The organism is Pseudomonas sp. RIT-PI-q (assembly GCF_001297125.1).
Lineage (GTDB): Bacteria > Pseudomonadota > Gammaproteobacteria > Pseudomonadales > Pseudomonadaceae > Aquipseudomonas.
In genome coordinates this window covers 307,073-327,775 of the sequence record NZ_LHPC01000007.1, presented here as the reverse complement: position 1 = coordinate 327,775, position 20,703 = coordinate 307,073, and the positions used below count along the sequence as shown (strand labels likewise).

The following is a 20,703-nucleotide window of genomic DNA, read 5'->3' as shown; positions in this document are numbered from 1 at the left end:
AGCATTGGAACCACCTGATCCCATCCCGAACTCAGCAGTGAAACGATGCATCGCCGATGGTAGTGTGGGGTTTCCCCATGTGAGAGTAGGTCATCGTCAAGATTAAATTCCGAAACCCCTATCTGCGAATGCAGGTAGGGGTTTTGTTTTGTCCGCAGGAAAGTGGTCTGTACGGTTTCTATGCAACGGCTCGGGGCATAGCTATCATGCGGACCTCATTGTGAGGCGAGACTTGCATGCTGACGTTGTTAAAGCTTCTTAAAGATGGCCGATTCCATTCAGGTCAGGCCCTGGGCGTTGCCCTGGGTGTCAGTCGCAGTGCTGTATGGAAGCAGCTTCAGCATCTGGAAGCTGAACTGGGTTTGTCCATCCATAAGGTGCGGGGGCGCGGCTATCAATTGGCTGCACCTTTAACTCTGCTTGATCCTGTGGAGATAAGAGCGCGGGCGCCTTCTTGTGATTGGCCTGTTCTGGTATTCGATTCCATTGACTCCACTAATGCTGAAGCACTGCGTGCCATAGAGCGGGGCCAAGCCGCGCCCTTTCTGGTGCTCGCCGAGCGGCAGACTGCCGGTCGCGGGCGGCGTGGGCGGAAATGGGCTAGCCCGTTTGCGGAAAACATCTATTACAGCCTGGTGCTGCGTATAGAAGGTGGAATGCGTCAGCTTGAAGGCTTGAGTCTTGTTGTTGGGCTCGCCGTCATGCAGGCCCTGCGAGAGCTTGGTGTTTCGGGTGCAGGGTTGAAGTGGCCCAACGATGTTTTGGTTGGTCAGAAGAAGATCGCCGGCATATTGCTTGAGTTGGTGGGAGATCCCGCGGACGTGTGTCATGTGGTGCTGGGTGTTGGCATTAATGTGAACATGCAAATGACGGATGAGGTTGATCAGCAGTGGACGTCTATGCGTCTGGAGTCAGGCAGGGTGTTTGATCGTAATCACCTGGTCGCGGAGTTGGGCGTGATGCTTCAGGCTTATTTGAGTCGTCATCAAGTCGGCGGATTTTCAGCTATCCAGGCAGAGTGGGAGCAAAATCATCTATGGCAAGGGCGGGCAGTGTCGTTGATTGCCGGTGTCAACCAAATAGATGGTGAAGTGCTTGGTATTGATAATCAGGGTGCTCTGCGCTTGAAGGTGGATGGTGTGGAAAAAGTCTTTAGTGGCGGTGAGCTTAGTCTGAGGTTGCGTGATGATTCTTGAGCTCGACTGCGGAAACAGTTTCATTAAGTGGCGTGTGCTCGACGCGGATGCTCGACGGGTGGTTGGTGAGGGCGTCGTTGATTCAGATCTCGCGCTGCTGGAGAGCCTGAAGAGCCTCTGCGGGCTGGCTCTCAAGTATTGTCGGTTGGTCAGTGTCAGGACTGCCGAAGAAACTGCCGCGTTGATTTCACTGCTTGAAGAGGCTTTCAGTGTGTCGGTGATGTGTGCGGCTCCTGCTCGGGAAATGGCCGGGGTGCGCAACGGCTATGAGGAGTTCGAGCGGCTAGGGCTTGATCGCTGGCTGGCAATGCTTGGAGGTTTTCATCTCGCGTCGGGCGCAAGTCTTGTGCTCGATTTTGGCACTGCTGTTACTGCTGACTTCATCTCAAAGGACGGGGGGCATCTCGGAGGGTTCATATGTCCGGGAATGCCATTGATGCGAAATCAGTTGCGAACCCATACCCGTAGAATTCGTTACGGGGATCTTGCGGCGGAGCGCGCTCTGGAAAGTCTTGTTCCGGGTCGTACAACAGTCGAAGCGGTCGAGCGGGGATGCTTGCTGATGCTGAGAGGCTTTGTCCTGACCCAATTGGAGTTAGCGCGTAGCTACTGGGGGGATGACTTCGATGTATTCCTCACTGGAGGGGATGCGGATCTGGTCGCTGAGGTCGTACCCGAGGCCAGGGTTGTTCCAGATCTGGTATTTGTAGGTTTGGCTATGGCGTGTCCCTTGTCCTGAGGTTTTTATGCGTTGGTTGTTTCTGCTGCTGCTTGTTCTCAATGTGTTCTATTACATCTGGCACCAACAGGAGGCTCCTCTTCGTGCGAAGGACGTAACGCCGTTGAGTTTGTATCGGGGGTCGCAACAGGACATCCGCTTGTTGAGCGAGACGGCTGACGCGGCTCGCGATAAAGCAAAATCTACCCAGGCCGACAATGGTTGCCTCTACCTCGGCGGTTTTACGCGTCAGGAAGCCGCTCAGGCGGTTGAGCGGCGGCTGAGTGGTATGGACATCAAGTACCAATCCTTGCCAAAGGATCCCTCGGAGTCTGCTGGTTACTGGGTGCGTGTGGCACCAGAAAGCCGACGCTGGCTGGATGACGCTCAGCTAAAAAACCTTTCTAGAGAATTCAATGAGTTAAAACATAAAATAATGCCGTGTGAGGGGGTTGCACCTGCCGAATAGTTTGCATAGAATGGCGCCCGCTTCGCAGTGAACACCTTTAACGGTTAACGCTACGAAGCGACGTCAACGCAGCTAACCTCAGGTTTTTAATGAGAAAATGCTTGACAGAAGGCTGGCATGATATAGAATGCCGGCTCGCTTAGGAGGGGTTCCCGAGCGGCCAAAGGGATCAGACTGTAAATCTGACGTCTACGACTTCGAAGGTTCGAATCCTTCCCCCTCCACCATTTTTAGCGAGAGCTGCAAGCTCGCGGGTATAGTTTAGTGGTAGAACCTCAGCCTTCCAAGCTGATGATGCGGGTTCGATTCCCGCTACCCGCTCCAAGTTTGCAGATCCTGCGCAGTGTTACGCTCTTGTAGCTCAGTTGGTAGAGCACACCCTTGGTAAGGGTGAGGTCAGCGGTTCAAATCCGCTCAAGAGCTCCATATAACAAGGCAGATATGAAAATATCTGCCTTTGTTTTAATGGCTTGTTTGACTTGCTCAATTCTTCTCCTAAGGGTGATTTTGATGGCTAAGGAAAAGTTCGAACGTAATAAGCCTCATGTCAACGTTGGAACCATTGGTCACGTAGATCACGGTAAAACCACGCTGACAGCTGCTTTGACCCGCGTCTGCTCCGAAGTTTTCGGCTCGGCAAAGGTCGACTTCGACAAGATCGATAGCGCCCCTGAAGAGAAAGCTCGTGGTATTACCATCAACACCGCTCATGTTGAGTATGATTCGGCCGTGCGTCACTACGCACACGTGGACTGTCCTGGTCACGCCGACTACGTAAAAAACATGATCACCGGTGCTGCTCAGATGGATGGTGCGATTCTGGTTTGCTCGGCCGCTGATGGTCCGATGCCACAAACCCGTGAGCACATCCTGCTGTCCCGCCAGGTTGGTGTTCCGTACATCGTTGTCTTCCTGAACAAGGCTGACATGGTTGACGACGCTGAGCTGCTGGAACTGGTTGAGATGGAAGTGCGCGATCTGCTGAGCACTTATGATTTTCCAGGTGATGACACTCCAATCATCATTGGTTCTGCGCTGATGGCGCTGAACGGTCAAGACGACAACGAGATGGGCACAACTGCCGTCAAGAAGTTGGTTGAAACTCTGGATAGCTACATTCCGCAGCCTGAGCGCGCTATTGATAAGCCGTTCCTGATGCCGATCGAGGATGTGTTCTCGATCTCCGGTCGCGGTACTGTCGTGACTGGTCGTGTTGAGCGTGGCATTGTCCGCATTCAGGAAGAAGTTGAGATTGTTGGTCTTCGTGACACTGTCAAAACTACTTGCACTGGTGTTGAGATGTTCCGCAAGCTGCTCGACGAAGGTCGTGCTGGCGAGAACTGCGGCGTTTTGCTGCGCGGTACAAAGCGTGATGATGTTGAGCGTGGCCAGGTTCTGGTCAAGCCGGGCACCGTCAAGCCGCATACCAAGTTCACTGCTGAGGTTTACGTTCTGAGCAAGGAAGAAGGTGGTCGTCATACGCCATTCTTCAAAGGCTACCGTCCACAGTTCTACTTCCGTACGACTGATGTGACTGGTAACTGCGAATTGCCGGAAGGTGTTGAGATGGTAATGCCAGGTGATAACGTCCAAATGACAGTCACTCTGATCAAAACCATCGCAATGGAAGATGGTCTGCGTTTCGCTATCCGTGAAGGCGGTCGTACCGTCGGAGCTGGTGTCGTGGCAAAGGTTATCGAGTAAATTGTTGTAATGTCTTTTTCGGGCCGGCATAATGGTCGGCCTGATTTTGTTTTAGGTCAGTAGCTCAATTGGCAGAGCGACGGTCTCCAAAACCGTAGGTTGGGGGTTCGATTCCCTCCTGACCTGCCAGATTCACTTGGTGTATCTGGCTTTCTTTTCACAGGATCTTCATAGATGACTCCTAAAGCTGAAGCTCAAGGCTCTCGCTTCGATCTGCTCAAGTGGCTAGTAGTAGTCGCTTTGGTGGTTGTTGGCGTTGTTGGCAATCAGTATTACTCTGCTTCGCCTATCCTGTACCGCGTACTTGCTTTGCTCGCCATTGCTGCTGTAGCTGCCTTTGTAGGCCTGCAGACAGTCAAGGGCAAGTCTTTCTTTGTACTGGTTAAGGAAGCTCGCACCGAGATTCGTAAAGTCGTGTGGCCAACTCGCCAAGAAACCACGCAGACCACACTGATTGTTGTGGCTGTTGTTCTGGTTATGGCGTTGCTGTTGTGGGGGCTCGATTCCCTGCTCGGCTGGCTTGTTTCCTTGATTGTCGGCTAAGGGTGTCCCGTGGCTAAGCGTTGGTACGTTGTGCATGCTTACTCCGGTTACGAGAAGCATGTCATGCGCTCGTTGGTAGAGCGCGTAAAGCTGGCTGGCATGGAAGATGGCTTTGGCGAAATTCTGGTTCCCACTGAAGAAGTGGTTGAAATGCGTAATGGCCAGAAACGCAAAAGCGAGCGCAAGTTCTTCCCAGGTTATGTGCTGGTTCAGATGGACATGAATGAGGGTACTTGGCACTTGGTCAAGGATACTCCTCGGGTGATGGGTTTTATCGGCGGTACAGCTGATAAGCCGGCACCAATCACAGATAAAGAGGCAGAAGCGATTCTGCGTCGCGTCGCTGATGGTAGCGACAAGCCGAAGCCGAAGACGTTGTTCGAGCCAGGCGAGTCGGTACGTGTCAATGACGGTCCGTTTGCCGACTTTACCGGCACGGTCGAAGAAGTTAACTACGAAAAGAGCCGGATCCAAGTGGCGGTGCTCATTTTCGGTCGCTCTACTCCGGTAGAGCTAGAGTTCAGCCAGGTCGAAAAGGTCTAGCTGGGCAAGCATCCCAACCCCGCAGCCCTAGGCTGTGGGGTTTTGTCGTCACTGGGATAAACGCGCAAGTAACCGGGGAGCCTTTCGAGGCGTTCGAACCCGTAATTGGAGTGCCTCATGGCCAAGAAGATTACCGCTTACATCAAGCTGCAAGTGAAGGCCGCTCAGGCTAACCCAAGCCCACCTGTTGGTCCTGCTCTGGGTCAGCACGGCGTGAACATCATGGAATTCTGCAAGGCTTTCAACGCCCGTACTCAGGGTATTGAACCAGGTCTGCCGACTCCAGTGATCATCACTGTCTACAGCGACCGTAGCTTCACTTTCGAAACCAAATCCACACCTGCTTCGGTTCTGCTGAAGAAGGCTGCTGGTCTGACTAGCGGTTCCGCTCGTCCGAACACCGTTAAGGTTGGCACCGTGACTCGTGCTCAGCTGGAAGAAATCGCGAAAACCAAAAACGCGGATCTGACTGCAGCTGATATGGATGCGGCCGTGCGTACTATCGCCGGTTCTGCTCGTAGCATGGGCCTTAACGTGGAGGGTGTGTAATGGCTAAGTTGACCAAACGTCAAAAGGCTATCGCCGGCAAAATCGAAGCAGGCAAGTCCTACAACTTTGTAGACGCTGCTGCTTTGCTGGCTGAGCTGTCGACTGTCAAGTTCAGCGAGTCCTTCGACGTTGCTGTAAACCTGGGTGTTGACCCGCGTAAATCCGACCAGGTCGTTCGTAGCGCTACTGTGCTGCCACACGGCACTGGCAAGACTGTTCGCGTTGCTGTGTTCACCCAGGGTCCAGCTGCTGAGGCCGCTTTGGCTGCCGGCGCTGACCGTGTAGGTATGGACGATCTGGCTGCCGAAATGAAAGGCGGCGACCTGAACTATGACGTAGTTATCGCATCCCCGGATGCAATGCGCGTTGTTGGTCAGTTGGGTCAGATCCTCGGCCCACGTGGCCTGATGCCTAACCCAAAAGTCGGCACCGTAACTCCAGACGTAGCTACCGCGGTTAAAAACGCCAAGGCTGGTCAGGTTCGTTATCGCACCGACAAAAACGGCATCATCCACACCTCCGTTGGCAAAGTCGGCTTCGACGCCGTCAAGCTGAAGGAAAACGTTGAAGCCCTGATCGCTGATCTGAAGCGTATCAAGCCAGCTTCCTCGAAAGGTATTTACGTCAAGCGCGTTACCCTGAGCACCACTATGGGTCCAGGTCTGGTCATCGACCAAGGCTCGCTCGACGCGTAAGACACAGGTTGGCGCAAGCGATTGCGCCAATTGAAAGATTGGGGTCCCTGCCTGGCGGGGGCTATCCAAGACCGTAGGCGACGCAAGTCTTAAACCTCAAGCCTACGCAGATGGTGCTCCCGGTTCCTTACCGAATCAGACACCAAAACGACATCCGGCTCCGGTTGGATGAAACGGTAACAAGCAGGAGTTAAACCCGTGGCAATTAAACTCGAAGACAAGAAGGCCATCGTCGCTGAAGTCAACGAGGCTGCCAATGTTGCCCTGTCTGCTGTTGTGGCTGATGCCCGCGGCGTGACAGTAAGCGCTATGACCGGACTCCGTAAAGAGGCTCGTGAAGCTGGCGTTTACGTACGTGTTGTACGTAACACCCTGCTCAAGCGCGCCGTTGCTGGCACTCAATATGACGTGCTCAACGACGTGTTCACTGGCCCGACCTTGATTGCATTCTCCAAAGAACATCCGGGCGCTGCTGCTCGTATCTTCAAAGAGTTCGCAAAAGGTCAGGATAAGTTCGAGATCAAGGCAGCTGCGTTCGAGGGCAAGTTCCTCGCAGCTAATCAGATCGACGTACTGGCAAGTCTGCCGACCCGTGACGAAGCAATTTCTCAGCTGATGAGCGTGATTCAAGGCGCAACCAGCAAATTGGCTCGTACTCTGGCGGCCCTTCGCGACCAGAAAGAAGCTGCCGCAGCCTAAGGCTGAGCGACTCCTTTCAGCGTTTATTGTTTATTTCGATGGCCGCGTAGGCTGTCACCCCAATACAGGAATTTATAGTCATGTCTCTGACTAACGACCAAATCATCGAAGCAATCGGCGAAAAATCCGTTCTGGAAATCGTTGAGCTGATCAAGGCCATGGAAGAGAAGTTCGGCGTTTCCGCTGCCGCTGCTTCCGCTGGTCCAGCTGCTGTCGCTGCCGTTGTTGAAGAACAAACTGAATTCAACGTCATGCTGCTGGAAGCTGGCGAGAAGAAAGTTAACGTGATCAAGGCAGTACGTGAACTGACCGGTCTGGGCTTGAAAGAAGCCAAGGCTGTAGTTGACGGCGCTCCTGGCATGGTTCTGGAAGCTGTTTCGAAAGACGCAGCTGACAAAGCCAAAGCCACTCTGGAAGAAGCAGGCGCTAAAGTCGAGCTGAAGTAAGCATCGACTTTGCGTCTCCAGCCCGAGCGTTAAGCGAAAGGCTGATGGCTGGTGGCTCTTGCCACCGGCCTTTTTCCGTTATTGGCAGCCGACTGGGTCGGTGCTGGTAACGAGCTGTAACCACCCGATGCGGTGGCGCAAACCATGGGGTTTGCACGATTTTCTGGCTGCTCCCGTCGGGAGGGGCCAAACAAGCAGGTGACCAAGCTGGGGAACGCTGATGGCTTACTCATATACTGAGAAAAAACGTATCCGCAAGGACTTTAGCAAGTTGCCGGACGTCATGGATGTGCCTTACCTCCTGGCCATCCAGCTGGATTCGTATCGTGAATTCTTGCAAGCGGGAGCGACTAAAGATCAGTTCCGCGACGTGGGCCTGCATGCGGCCTTCAAATCCGTTTTCCCGATCATCAGCTACTCCGGCAATGCTGCGCTGGAGTACGTCGGTTATCGCCTGGGCGAACCGGCATTTGATGTCAAAGAATGCGTATTGCGCGGTGTAACTTACGCCGTACCTTTGCGGGTAAAAGTGCGCCTGATCATTTTCGACAAAGAATCGTCGAACAAAGCGATCAAGGACATTAAAGAGCAAGAAGTCTACATGGGTGAAATCCCCCTGATGACTGAGAACGGTACTTTCGTAATCAACGGTACCGAGCGTGTAATCGTTTCCCAGCTGCACCGTTCCCCGGGCGTGTTCTTCGACCACGACCGTGGCAAGACGCACAGCTCCGGCAAACTGCTTTACTCCGCGCGCATCATTCCTTACCGCGGTTCGTGGTTGGACTTCGAGTTCGATCCGAAAGATTGCGTATTCGTGCGTATCGACCGTCGTCGCAAGCTGCCTGCATCGGTACTGCTGCGCGCGCTCGGCTATACCACTGAAGAAGTGCTCGACGCGTTCTACACCACCAACGTCTTCCACGTGCAGGGTGAAAACCTCAGCCTGGAACTGGTGCCTCAGCGCCTGCGTGGTGAAATTGCTGTCCTGGATATCCTGGATGACAAAGGCAAGGTTATTGTCGAGCAAGGTCGTCGTATCACTGCTCGCCACATCAACCAGCTGGAAAAAGCCGGGATCAAAGAGCTGCAAGTGCCTCTGGACTACGTCCTGGGTCGCACTACCGCCAAGGTCATCGTGCATCCGGCAACCGGCGAAATCCTGGCAGAGTGCAACACCGAGCTGAATACCGAGATCCTGGCAAAAATCGCCAAGTCCCAGGTTGTTCGCATCGAAACTCTGTACACCAACGATATCGACTGCGGTCCGTTCGTCTCCGACACGCTGAAGATCGACTCCACCAGCAACCAATTGGAAGCGCTGGTCGAGATCTATCGCATGATGCGTCCTGGCGAGCCGCCAACCAAAGACGCTGCCGAGACTCTGTTCAACAACCTGTTCTTCAGCCCTGAGCGCTATGACCTGTCTGCGGTCGGCCGGATGAAGTTCAACCGTCGTATCGGTCGTACCGAGATCGAAGGTTCGGGCGTGTTGTGCAAGGAAGACATCGTCGCGGTTCTGAAGACTCTGGTCGACATCCGTAACGGTAAAGGCATCGTCGATGACATCGACCACCTGGGTAACCGTCGTGTTCGCTGCGTAGGCGAAATGGCCGAGAACCAGTTCCGCGTTGGCCTGGTACGTGTTGAGCGTGCGGTCAAAGAGCGTCTGTCGATGGCTGAAAGCGAAGGCCTGATGCCGCAAGACTTGATCAACGCCAAGCCAGTGGCTGCGGCGGTGAAAGAGTTCTTCGGTTCCAGCCAGCTTTCCCAGTTCATGGACCAGAACAACCCGCTGTCCGAGATCACCCACAAGCGTCGTGTGTCTGCACTCGGCCCTGGCGGTTTGACTCGTGAGCGTGCTGGCTTTGAAGTTCGTGACGTACACCCGACTCACTACGGTCGTGTATGCCCGATTGAAACGCCGGAAGGTCCGAACATCGGCCTGATCAACTCCCTGGCCGCTTATGCGCGCACCAACCAGTACGGCTTCCTCGAGAGCCCGTACCGTGTGGTGAAAGACGCACTGGTCACCGACGAGATCGTGTTCCTGTCCGCCATCGAAGAAGCTGATCACGTGATCGCTCAGGCTTCGGCCACGATGAACGACAAGAAAATGCTGATCGACGAGCTGGTAGCTGTTCGTCACTTGAACGAGTTCACCGTCAAGGCGCCGGAAGACGTCACCTTGATGGACGTATCGCCGAAACAGGTAGTTTCGGTTGCAGCGTCGCTGATCCCGTTCCTCGAGCACGATGACGCCAACCGTGCGTTGATGGGTTCGAACATGCAGCGTCAAGCTGTACCAACCCTGCGCGCTGACAAGCCGCTGGTCGGTACCGGCATGGAGCGTAACGTAGCCCGTGACTCCGGCGTTTGCGTCGTGGCTCGTCGTGGTGGCGTTATCGATTCCGTCGACGCTAGCCGTATCGTGGTTCGTGTTGCTGATGACGAAGTTGAAACCGGCGAAGCTGGTGTCGACATCTACAACCTGACCAAGTACACCCGCTCCAACCAGAACACCTGCATCAACCAGCGTCCGCTGGTGCGTAAAGGTGATCGGGTTCAGCGCAGCGATATCATGGCCGACGGCCCGTCCACCGATATGGGTGAGCTGGCACTGGGTCAGAACATGCGCATCGCGTTCATGGCCTGGAACGGTTACAACTTCGAAGACTCCATCTGCCTGTCGGAACGAGTCGTTCAAGAAGATCGCTTTACCACGATCCACATTCAGGAACTGACCTGTGTGGCACGTGACACCAAGCTTGGGCCAGAGGAAATCACTGCAGACATCCCGAACGTGGGTGAAGCTGCACTGAACAAGCTGGACGAAGCCGGTATCGTTTACGTAGGTGCTGAAGTAGGCGCAGGCGACATCCTGGTTGGTAAGGTCACTCCGAAAGGCGAGACCCAACTGACTCCGGAAGAAAAACTGCTGCGTGCGATCTTCGGTGAAAAAGCCAGCGACGTTAAAGACACCTCCCTGCGTGTGCCTACCGGCACCAAGGGCACCGTCATCGACGTACAGGTCTTCACCCGCGACGGCGTTGAGCGTGATGCTCGTGCACTGTCGATCGAGAAGACTCAGCTCGACGAGATCCGCAAGGACCTGAACGAAGAGTTCCGTATCGTTGAAGGCGCGACTTTCGAACGTCTGCGTTCCGCTCTGGTCGGCCACAAAGCCGAAGGCGGCGCCGGCCTGAAGAAAGGTCAGGACATCACCGACGAAGTTCTCGACGGTCTTGAGCATGGTCAGTGGTTCAAACTGCGCATGGCTGAAGATGCTCTGAACGAGCAGCTCGAGAAGGCTCAGGCCTACATCGTCGATCGTCGCCGTCTGCTGGACGACAAGTTCGAAGACAAGAAGCGCAAACTGCAGCAGGGCGATGACCTGGCTCCAGGCGTGCTGAAAATCGTCAAGGTTTACCTGGCAATCCGTCGTCGCATCCAGCCGGGCGACAAGATGGCCGGTCGTCACGGTAACAAAGGTGTGGTCTCCGTGATCATGCCGGTTGAAGACATGCCGCACGATGCCAATGGCACCCCGGTCGACGTCGTCCTCAACCCGTTGGGCGTACCTTCGCGTATGAACGTTGGTCAGATCCTTGAAACCCACCTCGGCCTCGCGGCTAAAGGCCTGGGCGAGAAGATCAACCGGATGATCGAAGAGCAGCGCAAAGTCGCTGAGCTTCGTAAATTCCTCGACGAGATCTACAACCAGATCGGCGGTCGTAACGAAGATCTGGATAGCTTCTCCGACCAGGAAATCCTGGATCTGGCGAAGAACCTGCGTGGCGGCGTTCCAATGGCCACTCCAGTGTTCGACGGTGCCAAGGAAAGCGAAATCAAGGCCATGCTGAAACTGGCGGACCTGCCAGAAAGCGGCCAGATGCAGCTGACCGACGGCCGTACCGGCAACAAGTTCGAGCGCCCGGTTACTGTTGGCTACATGTACATGCTGAAGCTGAACCACTTGGTAGACGACAAGATGCACGCTCGTTCTACCGGTTCGTACAGCCTGGTTACCCAGCAGCCGCTGGGTGGTAAGGCGCAGTTCGGTGGTCAGCGTTTCGGGGAGATGGAGGTCTGGGCACTGGAAGCATACGGTGCTGCTTACACTCTGCAAGAAATGCTCACAGTGAAGTCGGACGATGTGAACGGCCGTACCAAGATGTACAAAAACATCGTGGATGGCGATCACCGTATGGAGCCGGGCATGCCCGAGTCCTTCAACGTGTTGATCAAGGAAATTCGTTCCCTCGGCATCGATATCGATCTGGAAACCGAATAACACGTGACGCGAATCGAGAGCGGGGCAGGATTGCCCGCTCTCTGCTCCGCCAGGAGGAAAGGCCTTGAAAGACCTACTGAATTTGCTGAAAAACCAGGGTCAAGTCGAAGAGTTCGACGCCATCCGTATTGGATTGGCATCGCCTGAGATGATCCGTTCGTGGTCGTTCGGTGAAGTTAAAAAGCCGGAAACCATCAACTACCGTACGTTCAAACCTGAGCGTGACGGCCTGTTCTGCGCCAAGATCTTTGGCCCGGTAAAGGATTACGAGTGCCTGTGCGGTAAGTACAAGCGCTTGAAGCACCGTGGTGTGATCTGCGAGAAGTGCGGCGTTGAAGTCGCGCTGGCCAAAGTTCGTCGTGAGCGCATGGCGCACATCGAACTGGCCTCGCCAGTTGCCCACATCTGGTTCCTGAAATCGCTGCCGTCACGTATCGGCTTGCTGATGGACATGACCCTGCGTGATATCGAACGCGTTCTCTACTTCGAGAGCTATGTCGTTATCGATCCAGGCATGACCACCCTTGAAAAAGGTCAGCTGCTCAACGACGAGCAGTACTTCGAAGCGCTGGAAGAGTTCGGCGACGATTTCGATGCCCGCATGGGTGCCGAAGCTGTCCGTGAACTGCTGCACGCTATCGACCTGGAACACGAGATTGGCCGTCTGCGTGAAGAAATTCCGCAAACCAACTCCGAAACCAAAATCAAGAAGCTGTCCAAGCGTCTGAAGTTGATGGAGGCCTTCCAGGGTTCCGGCAACCTTCCAGAATGGATGGTGCTGACCGTTCTGCCGGTTCTGCCGCCAGATCTGCGTCCACTGGTCCCGCTGGATGGCGGTCGCTTCGCGACTTCCGACCTCAACGATCTGTATCGTCGAGTGATCAACCGTAACAACCGCTTGAAACGTCTGCTCGATCTGTCCGCTCCGGACATCATCGTGCGCAACGAAAAGCGTATGTTGCAGGAAGCTGTCGATGCACTGCTCGACAACGGTCGTCGTGGCCGCGCTATCACCGGTTCGAACAAGCGTCCTCTGAAATCCCTGGCTGACATGATCAAGGGTAAGCAAGGTCGTTTCCGTCAGAACTTGCTCGGTAAGCGTGTTGACTACTCCGGTCGTTCGGTAATTACCGTAGGTCCGACCCTGCGTCTGCACCAGTGCGGTCTGCCGAAGAAGATGGCTCTCGAGCTGTTCAAGCCGTTCATTTTCGGCAAGCTGGAAATGCGTGGTCTCGCGACCACCATTAAAGCTGCCAAGAAGATGGTCGAGCGCGAGCTGCCGGAAGTGTGGGACGTTCTCGCTGAAGTAATCCGCGAACACCCGGTTCTCCTCAACCGTGCACCGACCCTTCACCGTCTGGGTATCCAGGCGTTTGAACCGGTACTGATCGAAGGTAAGGCTATCCAGCTGCACCCTCTGGTCTGTGCTGCGTACAACGCCGACTTCGACGGCGACCAAATGGCCGTGCACGTACCGCTGACACTGGAAGCTCAGTTGGAAGCGCGTGCGTTGATGATGTCGACCAACAACATTCTGTCGCCAGCCAACGGTGAGCCAATCATCGTTCCGTCGCAGGACGTTGTATTGGGTCTGTACTACATGACTCGTGAAGCGATCAACGCCAAGGGCGAAGGTCGTGTGTTCGCGGATCTGCAAGAAGTTGACCGTGTGTTCCGTGCCGGCGAAGCCGCACTGCACGCTAAAGTCAAAGTGCGGATCAACGAAACCGTCAACGATCGTGATGGTGGCAGCGTCAAGAACACCCGTATCGTCGACACCACTGTCGGCCGTGCGCTGTTGTTCCAGGTTGTTCCACCTGGCCTGTCGTACGACGTCGTCAACCAGCCGATGAAGAAAAAGGCGATCTCCAAGCTGATCAACCAGTGCTACCGCGTGGTTGGTTTGAAAGAGACCGTGATCTTCGCTGACCAGTTGATGTACACCGGTTTTGCCTATTCGACCATTTCCGGCGTTTCCATCGGTGTTAACGACTTCGTTATCCCGGATGAAAAAGCCCGCATCATCGGTGCTGCTACCGACGAAGTGAAAGAGATCGAAAGTCAGTACGCCTCCGGCCTGGTAACCCAGGGCGAGAAGTACAACAAAGTGATCGACCTTTGGTCCAAGGCGAACGACGAAGTTTCCAAGGCGATGATGGCCAACCTCTCGAAAGAGAAAGTCATCGACCGTCATGGCGTCGAAGTCGACCAGGAATCCTTCAACTCGATGTACATGATGGCCGACTCGGGCGCACGGGGTTCTGCTGCGCAGATCCGTCAGCTCGCCGGTATGCGTGGCCTGATGGCCAAGCCGGACGGTTCCATCATCGAAACGCCGATTACTGCGAACTTCCGTGAAGGTTTGAGCGTACTTCAGTACTTCATCTCCACTCACGGTGCTCGTAAAGGTTTGGCGGATACCGCGTTGAAAACTGCGAACTCCGGTTACCTGACTCGTCGTCTGGTAGACGTGGCGCAGGATCTGGTTGTGACCGAGATCGATTGCGGCACCGAACATGGCCTGGTAATGACTCCGCACATTGAAGGCGGTGACGTTGTTGAGCCATTGGGTGAGCGCGTATTGGGTCGTGTTATTGCCCGTGATGTGTTCAAGCCAGGCACCGAAGAAATCATCGTTCCTGCCGGCACGCTGGTAGACGAGAAGTGGGTCGAGTTCATCGAGCTGAACAGCATCGACGAAGTGATCGTGCGTTCGCCGATCAGCTGCGAAACCCGCTACGGCATTTGCGCCAAGTGCTACGGCCGTGACTTGGCTCGTGGTCACCAGGTGAACATCGGTGAAGCGGTCGGCGTTATCGCTGCCCAGTCCATCGGTGAGCCGGGTACCCAGCTGACCATGCGTACGTTCCACATCGGTGGTGCGGCAAGCCGGACCTCCGCAGCCGACAGCGTTCAGGTGAAGAATGGCGGTACTGTCCGTCTGCACAACCTGAAGCACGTTGAGCGAGTGGATGGTTGCCTGGTTGCTGTGTCCCGTTCCGGTGAGCTGGCGATCGCTGATGACTTCGGTCGTGAGCGTGAGCGTTACAAGCTGCCGTACGGTGCTGTGATTTCGGTTAAAGAAGGTGACAAGGTCGACGCTGGCGCAATCGTGGCCAAGTGGGATCCGCACACTCACCCAATCGTTACCGAAATGAAAGGTACCGTGACCTACGTGGGCATGGAAGAAGGCATCACGATCAAGCGTCAGACTGACGAATTGACCGGTATGACCAACATTGAAGTCCTCGACGCCAAAGACCGTCCAGCTGCCGGTAAAGATATCCGTCCTGCTGTGAAGATGGTTGATGACAACGGCAAGGATCTGTTGCTGCCAGGCACTGACGTAATCGCTCAGTACTTCCTGCCAGCCAACGCCCTGGTCGGTGTTGCGGACGGTGCGAAGATCGCGATCGGTGATGTTATCGCTCGTATCCCGCAAGAAACTTCGAAGACCCGTGACATCACCGGTGGTCTGCCGCGTGTTGCCGACTTGTTCGAAGCCCGTCGTCCGAAAGAAGCCTCGATTCTGGCTGAAGTCAGCGGCACCATCGCGTTCGGTAAAGAGACCAAGGGCAAGCGCCGTCTGGTCATTACCCCGAACGACGGTAGCGATCCGTACGAAGAGCTGATTCCGAAGTGGCGTCACCTGAACGTCTTCGAAGGCGAACAGGTAAACCGCGGCGAAGTTATCTCCGACGGCCCGAGCGATCCACACGACATCCTGCGTCTGCTGGGTGTGAGTGCGCTGGCCAAGTACATCGTGAACGAGATCCAGGACGTTTACCGTCTGCAAGGCGTGAAGATCAACGACAAGCACATCGAGACCATCCTGCGTCAGATGCTGCGTAAAGTTGAAATCGCTGAATCCGGCGATTCCAGTTTCATCAAGGGCGACCAGATGGAATTGACTCACGTTCTGGTAGAGAACGAGCGTCTGGCTGGCGACGAGAAATTCGTTTCCAAGTTCACTCGCGTGCTGTTGGGTATCACCAAGGCGTCGTTGTCCACCGAATCGTTCATCTCGGCGGCTTCCTTCCAGGAAACCACTCGCGTACTGACCGAAGCGGCGGTAACCGGCAAGCGCGATTACCTGCGCGGCCTGAAAGAAAACGTAGTCGTGGGTCGTCTGATCCCGGCCGGTACCGGTCTGGCTTACCACAGCGAGCGTAAGCGCCGCCGTGATGCTGACAAACCGTTGCGCGTAAGCGCCAGTGAAGTGGAAGCTGCACTGACCGAAGCACTGAACTCGAGCGGTAACTGAGTTCTGCGGTAAATGAGCGTGAGGCCCCGGTCATTCCGTTCATCGAATCGAGACAATTTGTCGAGGTTGGATGAGCGGGGAGATCGGGGCCTTGCCTTGACTGGGGGCAAGATCCTCTTTAGACTCTTGTACCCCTAAATTTGGCGGGAATTCGTTCCTGCCATTTTGCTTTTCTTGCAAGACAATAGCGTCGCAAGACAACAGTGGAGCTAGTAGATGGCAACTATCAACCAGCTGGTACGTCAGCCGCGTAAGCGTATCGTCGAGAAATCCGACGTGCCTGCGCTGCAGAACTGCCCGCAACGTCGTGGCGTATGCACCCGTGTGTATACCACCACGCCGAAAAAACCTAACTCGGCACTGCGTAAAGTATGCCGTGTGCGTCTGACCAACGGTTTCGAGGTTTCCTCGTACATCGGCGGTGAAGGCCACAACCTGCAAGAGCACAGCGTGGTACTGATCCGCGGCGGTCGTGTAAAAGACTTGCCAGGTGTTCGTTACCACACCGTACGCGGTTCTTTGGATACTTCCGGCGTTAAAGGTCGTAACCAGGGTCGTTCGAAGTACGGTACCAAGAAGCCTAAGTAGTAGCGGCTTTTTGTAAAACTGATTTTCTATTTTTCTGAGTCGATAAGAGTAAGGTCGGAGGCGTCCCGAAAGGGCACCGATTCCGAGCGAACCTGAAGACCGTTTGAGGGCTTATCCATGCCAAGAAGACGCGTAGCAGCCAAGCGCGAAGTGCTTGACGATCCAAAATACGGCAGCCAGATCCTGGCCAAGTTCATGAACCACGTTATGGAAAGCGGCAAGAAAGCCGTTGCCGAGCGTATCGTTTATGGCGCGCTGGAAAAGGTTAAAGAACGCAAGAACAGCGATCCCCTGGAAATCTTCGAGAAAGCTCTCGACGCCATCGCTCCGCTGGTCGAAGTAAAGTCGCGCCGTGTAGGCGGTGCTACTTACCAGGTTCCGGTCGAAGTTCGTCCGTCCCGTCGTAACGCCCTGGCAATGCGCTGGTTGGTAGACTTCGCCCGTAAGCGCGGCGAGAAGTCTATGGCTCTGCGTTTGGCTGGCGAACTGTTGGACGCCGCTGAAGGTAAAGGTGCTGCAGTTAAGAAGCGTGAAGACGTGCACCGTATGGCTGAAGCCAACAAGGCTTTCTCGCACTACCGCTTCTAATTTTAGCGTCACTAATTTTGCGAGGGCTTTATGGCTCGTACTACACCGATTAACCGCTACCGTAACATCGGTATCGTTGCTCACGTGGATGCTGGTAAAACCACCACCACCGAGCGCGTCCTTTTTTACACTGGCAAAAGTCACAAGATGGGCGAGGTGCATGACGGCGCCGCGACCACAGACTGGATGGTGCAGGAGCAGGAGCGTGGTATTACCATTACTTCTGCTGCTATTACCGCCTTCTGGCAGGGTTCCGAGAAGCAGCACAAAGACCAATACCGCTTCAATGTCATCGACACCCCGGGCCACGTTGACTTCACTATTGAAGTTGAACGTTCCCTGCGTGTACTCGACGGCGCGGTCGTTGTGTTCTGCGGCACCTCGGGTGTTGAGCCTCAGTCGGAAACCGTATGGCGTCAAGCCAACAAATACGGCGTTCCACGTCTTGTTTACGTAAACAAGATGGACCGTGCTGGTGCGAACTTCCTGCGCGTGATCGGTCAGATCAAGCAGCGTCTGGGTCACACCCCGGTGCCAATCCAGTTGGCTATCGGTTCCGAAGACAACTTCCAGGGTCAGATCGATCTGATCGCCATGGAAGCTGTTTACTGGAACGACGCTGACAAAGGCATGGTTCCAGTTCGTAAGCCTATCCCTGCTGAATTGCAGGAACTGGCTGACGAGTGGCGCGGCAACATGGTTGAAGCTGCGGCCGAAGCCAGCGAAGAGCTGATGAACAAGTACCTCGAAGGTGAAGAACTCACCAACGTGGAAATCAAGGCCGCTCTGCGTCAGCGTACTATCGCTGGTGAGATCGTTCTGGCTGTTTGCGGTTCTTCCTTCAAGAACAAGGGTGTTCCCCTGGTTCTCGACGCCGTTATCGACTACCTGCCTGCTCCTACCGACATTCCTGCCATCAAGGGTACTGACCCGGATGACGAGACCAAGGAAATGGAGCGTCACGCAGACGACAGCGAGCCGTTCTCGGCTCTGGCGTTCAAGATCGCTACCGACCCATTCGTGGGCACCTTGACCTTCGTCCGCGTTTACTCGGGCGTGTTGGCCTCCGGCGACGGCGTGATCAACTCGGTTAAAGGCAAGAAAGAGCGCGTGGGTCGTATGGTGCAAATGCACGCAAACGCCCGTGAAGAAATCAAGGAAGTACGCGCTGGCGACATCGCGGCCTTGATCGGCATGAAGGACGTCACCACTGGTGAGACTTTGTGCAACGCTGACAAGCCAATCATCCTGGTTCGCATGGACTTCCCGGAGCCGGTTATTTCGGTTGCCGTAGAGCCTAAGACCAAGGACGACCAGGAAAAAATGGGTATCGCTCTGGGCAAACTCGCTCAGGAAGACCCGTCTTTCCGCGTCAAGACTGATGAAGAGACTGGTCAAACGATCATCTCTGGCATGGGCGAGTTGCACCTGGACATCCTGGTTGACCGGATGCGCCGTGAGTTCAACGTCGAAGCCAACATCGGTAAGCCTCAAGTTTCGTACCGTGAGCGCATCACGAAGAGCTGCGAAATCGAAGGCAAGTTCGTTCGTCAATCCGGTGGTCGTGGCCAGTTCGGTCATTGCTGGATTCGTTTTGCTCCTGCTGACGAAGGTCAGGAAGGTCTGCAATTCTTGAACGAAGTAGTGGGTGGTGTGGTTCCTAAGGAATACATCCCGGCTATCCAGAAGGGTATCGAAGAGCAGATGAAGAACGGCGTTGTCGCCGGCTATCCGCTGATCGGCCTGAAGGCTACCGTGTTTGATGGTTCCTACCACGACGTCGACTCGAACGAGATGGCGTTTAAGGTGGCTGCTTCCATGGCGACCAAGCAACTGGCCCAGAAGGGCGGTGGTGAGTTGCTCGAGCCGATCATGGCGGTAGAGGTTGTTACGCCTGAAGACTATATGGGTGACGTGATGGGCGACCTTAACCGTCGTCGCGGCATGATCCTGGGTATGGAAGACACGGTTTCCGGCAAAGTGATTCGCGCCGAGGTTCCGCTGGGTGAGATGTTCGGTTACGCAACCGACGTCCGTTCCATGTCCCAAGGTCGCGCAAGCTACTCTATGGAATTCAAAAAATACAATACGGCTCCGTCGCACATCGTCGAAACCGTTACCAAAAAACAAGGCTGATTCAGCCCCTTTAGGCTAGGAGTTAATTGTCGTGGCTAAAGAAAAATTTGACCGTACCCTCCCGCACGTCAACGTTGGCACCATCGGTCACGTCGACCACGGTAAAACCACGCTGACCGCTGCTCTGACTCGCGTCTGCTCCGAAGTTTTCGGTTCGGCCGTTGTTGCTTTCGACAAGATCGACAGCGCTCCGGAAGAAAAGGCTCGTGGTATCACCATCAACACCGCGCACGTTGAATACAACTCGCTGATCCGTCACTACGCTCACGTTGACTGCCCAGGTCACGCTGACTATGTGAAGAACATGATCACCGGTGCTGCTCAGATGGACGGCGCTATCCTGGTTTGCTCGGCCGCTGATGGTCCGATGCCGCAAACCCGTGAGCACATCCTGCTGTCCCGTCAGGTTGGCGTTCCGTACATCGTTGTCTTCCTGAACAAGGCTGACATGGTTGACGACGCTGAGCTGCTGGAACTTGTTGAGATGGAAGTGCGCGATCTGCTGAGCACTTACGACTTCCCAGGCGACGACACTCCGATCATCATCGGTTCGGCTCTGATGGCTCTGAACGGCCAAGACGACAACGAAATGGGCACCACTGCCGTTCGTAAACTGGTTGAGACTCTGGACAGCTACATCCCGGATCCAGTCCGTGTTATCGACAAGCCGTTCCTGATGCCAATCGAAGACGTATTCTCGATCTCCGGTCGCGGTACTGTTGTAACTGGCCGTATCGAGCGCGGTATCGTCAAGGTTCAGGATCCACTGGAAATCGTTGGTCTGCGTGACACCACCGTCACCACCTGCACCGGTGTTGAAATGTTCCGTAAGCTGCTCGACGAAGGTCGTGCTGGCGAGAACTGCGGCGTCCTGCTGCGTGGTACCAAGCGTGACGACGTTGAGCGTGGTCAGGTTCTGGTTAAGCCGGGTTCGGTTAAGCCGCACACCAAGTTCGAAGCTGAAGTCTACGTTCTGAGCAAAGAAGAAGGCGGTCGTCACACTCCGTTCTTCAAAGGCTACCGTCCACAGTTCTACTTCCGTACTACTGACGTGACTGGTAACTGCGAACTGCCGGAAGGCGTTGAAATGGTAATGCCAGGCGACAACATCAAAATGGTTGTCACCCTGATCAAGACCATCGCAATGGAAGACGGTCTGCGTTTCGCTATCCGTGAAGGCGGTCGTACCGTCGGCGCTGGCGTCGTAGCCAAAATCATCGAGTAAGCTCTTTTTGAGTAAGCTTTGATGAATTGAAAAAGCCCCCGCTTAG

General features: G+C 55.0%; 16 protein-coding genes, 4 tRNA genes and 1 rRNA gene. All 21 read left to right on the top strand.

Annotation, left to right across the window (positions count from 1 at the left end):
• A 5S ribosomal RNA gene (rrf, locus tag AEQ67_RS01795) occupies nucleotides 1-102 on the top strand; the annotation flags it as partial.
• A 134-nt stretch (nucleotides 103-236) separates the two neighbouring features.
• Nucleotides 237-1,196 (top strand): bifunctional biotin--[acetyl-CoA-carboxylase] ligase/biotin operon repressor BirA, encoded by a 960-nt coding sequence (gene birA, locus AEQ67_RS01790; protein ID WP_059402173.1) that lies wholly within the window; start codon nucleotides 237-239, stop codon nucleotides 1,194-1,196.
• Nucleotides 1,186-1,935 carry a pantothenate kinase gene (locus tag AEQ67_RS01785; protein WP_059402172.1) on the top strand — a complete coding sequence of 250 codons (750 nt, stop codon included), beginning with the start codon at nucleotides 1,186-1,188 and terminating at the stop codon, nucleotides 1,933-1,935. Before birA ends, AEQ67_RS01785 begins: the two co-directional genes overlap by 11 nt.
• A gap of 7 nt (nucleotides 1,936-1,942) precedes the next feature.
• Nucleotides 1,943-2,383: a hypothetical protein gene (locus tag AEQ67_RS01780; RefSeq protein WP_059402171.1), complete on the top strand. Its 441-nt coding sequence runs from the start codon at nucleotides 1,943-1,945 to the stop codon at nucleotides 2,381-2,383.
• A gap of 142 nt (nucleotides 2,384-2,525) precedes the next feature.
• Nucleotides 2,526-2,610 (top strand) — tRNA-Tyr (locus AEQ67_RS01775).
• Between the two features lie 23 nt (nucleotides 2,611-2,633).
• Nucleotides 2,634-2,707 (top strand) — tRNA-Gly (locus AEQ67_RS01770).
• A 26-nt stretch (nucleotides 2,708-2,733) separates the two neighbouring features.
• Nucleotides 2,734-2,809, top strand: a tRNA-Thr gene (locus AEQ67_RS01765).
• A gap of 84 nt (nucleotides 2,810-2,893) precedes the next feature.
• Nucleotides 2,894-4,087, top strand: a complete 1,194-nt coding sequence (gene tuf / locus AEQ67_RS01760) for an elongation factor Tu (RefSeq protein ID WP_007896619.1) — start codon at nucleotides 2,894-2,896, stop codon at nucleotides 4,085-4,087.
• Nucleotides 4,088-4,140: 53 nt separating this feature from the next.
• Nucleotides 4,141-4,216, top strand: a tRNA-Trp gene (locus AEQ67_RS01755).
• Between the two features lie 45 nt (nucleotides 4,217-4,261).
• A complete protein-coding gene (secE, locus tag AEQ67_RS01750) occupies nucleotides 4,262-4,630 on the top strand; it encodes a preprotein translocase subunit SecE (RefSeq protein WP_008145488.1) in 369 nt (122 codons plus the stop codon).
• A 9-nt stretch (nucleotides 4,631-4,639) separates the two neighbouring features.
• On the top strand, nucleotides 4,640-5,173 hold the full coding sequence (gene nusG / locus AEQ67_RS01745) for a transcription termination/antitermination protein NusG (RefSeq protein WP_007896622.1): 534 nt from the start codon (nucleotides 4,640-4,642) through the stop codon (nucleotides 5,171-5,173).
• Between the two features lie 117 nt (nucleotides 5,174-5,290).
• Complete coding sequence (gene rplK / locus AEQ67_RS01740; protein WP_003210097.1) at nucleotides 5,291-5,722, top strand: 50S ribosomal protein L11; 432 nt, start codon at nucleotides 5,291-5,293, stop codon at nucleotides 5,720-5,722.
• On the top strand, nucleotides 5,722-6,417 hold the full coding sequence (rplA, locus tag AEQ67_RS01735) for a 50S ribosomal protein L1 (RefSeq protein ID WP_007896626.1): 696 nt from the start codon (nucleotides 5,722-5,724) through the stop codon (nucleotides 6,415-6,417). The genes rplK and rplA overlap by 1 nt, the downstream gene beginning before the upstream one ends.
• 198 nt (nucleotides 6,418-6,615) lie before the next feature.
• Nucleotides 6,616-7,116, top strand: coding sequence for a 50S ribosomal protein L10 (gene rplJ, locus AEQ67_RS01730; protein WP_028621539.1), 501 nt, complete (start codon nucleotides 6,616-6,618; stop codon nucleotides 7,114-7,116).
• Nucleotides 7,117-7,196: 80 nt separating this feature from the next.
• A complete protein-coding gene (rplL, locus tag AEQ67_RS01725) occupies nucleotides 7,197-7,562 on the top strand; it encodes a 50S ribosomal protein L7/L12 (protein ID WP_010467258.1) in 366 nt (121 codons plus the stop codon).
• Between the two features lie 220 nt (nucleotides 7,563-7,782).
• Nucleotides 7,783-11,856, top strand: coding sequence for a DNA-directed RNA polymerase subunit beta (gene rpoB / locus AEQ67_RS01720; RefSeq protein WP_059402170.1), 4,074 nt, complete (start codon nucleotides 7,783-7,785; stop codon nucleotides 11,854-11,856).
• Between the two features lie 64 nt (nucleotides 11,857-11,920).
• The gene (gene rpoC, locus AEQ67_RS01715) at nucleotides 11,921-16,120 is read left to right on the top strand and encodes a DNA-directed RNA polymerase subunit beta' (RefSeq protein ID WP_007896632.1); all 4,200 of its coding nucleotides are present in this window, start codon (nucleotides 11,921-11,923) and stop codon (nucleotides 16,118-16,120) included.
• A 216-nt stretch (nucleotides 16,121-16,336) separates the two neighbouring features.
• Complete coding sequence (gene rpsL / locus AEQ67_RS01710; protein WP_002555494.1) at nucleotides 16,337-16,708, top strand: 30S ribosomal protein S12; 372 nt, start codon at nucleotides 16,337-16,339, stop codon at nucleotides 16,706-16,708.
• A gap of 117 nt (nucleotides 16,709-16,825) precedes the next feature.
• The gene (gene rpsG, locus AEQ67_RS01705; protein WP_002555493.1) at nucleotides 16,826-17,296 is read left to right on the top strand and encodes a 30S ribosomal protein S7; all 471 of its coding nucleotides are present in this window, start codon (nucleotides 16,826-16,828) and stop codon (nucleotides 17,294-17,296) included.
• 30 nt (nucleotides 17,297-17,326) lie between these two features.
• Complete coding sequence (gene fusA / locus AEQ67_RS01700) at nucleotides 17,327-19,432, top strand: elongation factor G (protein ID WP_059402169.1); 2,106 nt, start codon at nucleotides 17,327-17,329, stop codon at nucleotides 19,430-19,432.
• A 31-nt stretch (nucleotides 19,433-19,463) separates the two neighbouring features.
• Nucleotides 19,464-20,657, top strand: coding sequence for an elongation factor Tu (tuf, locus tag AEQ67_RS01695; protein WP_007896660.1), 1,194 nt, complete (start codon nucleotides 19,464-19,466; stop codon nucleotides 20,655-20,657).
• Nucleotides 20,658-20,703 lie beyond the last annotated feature (46 nt).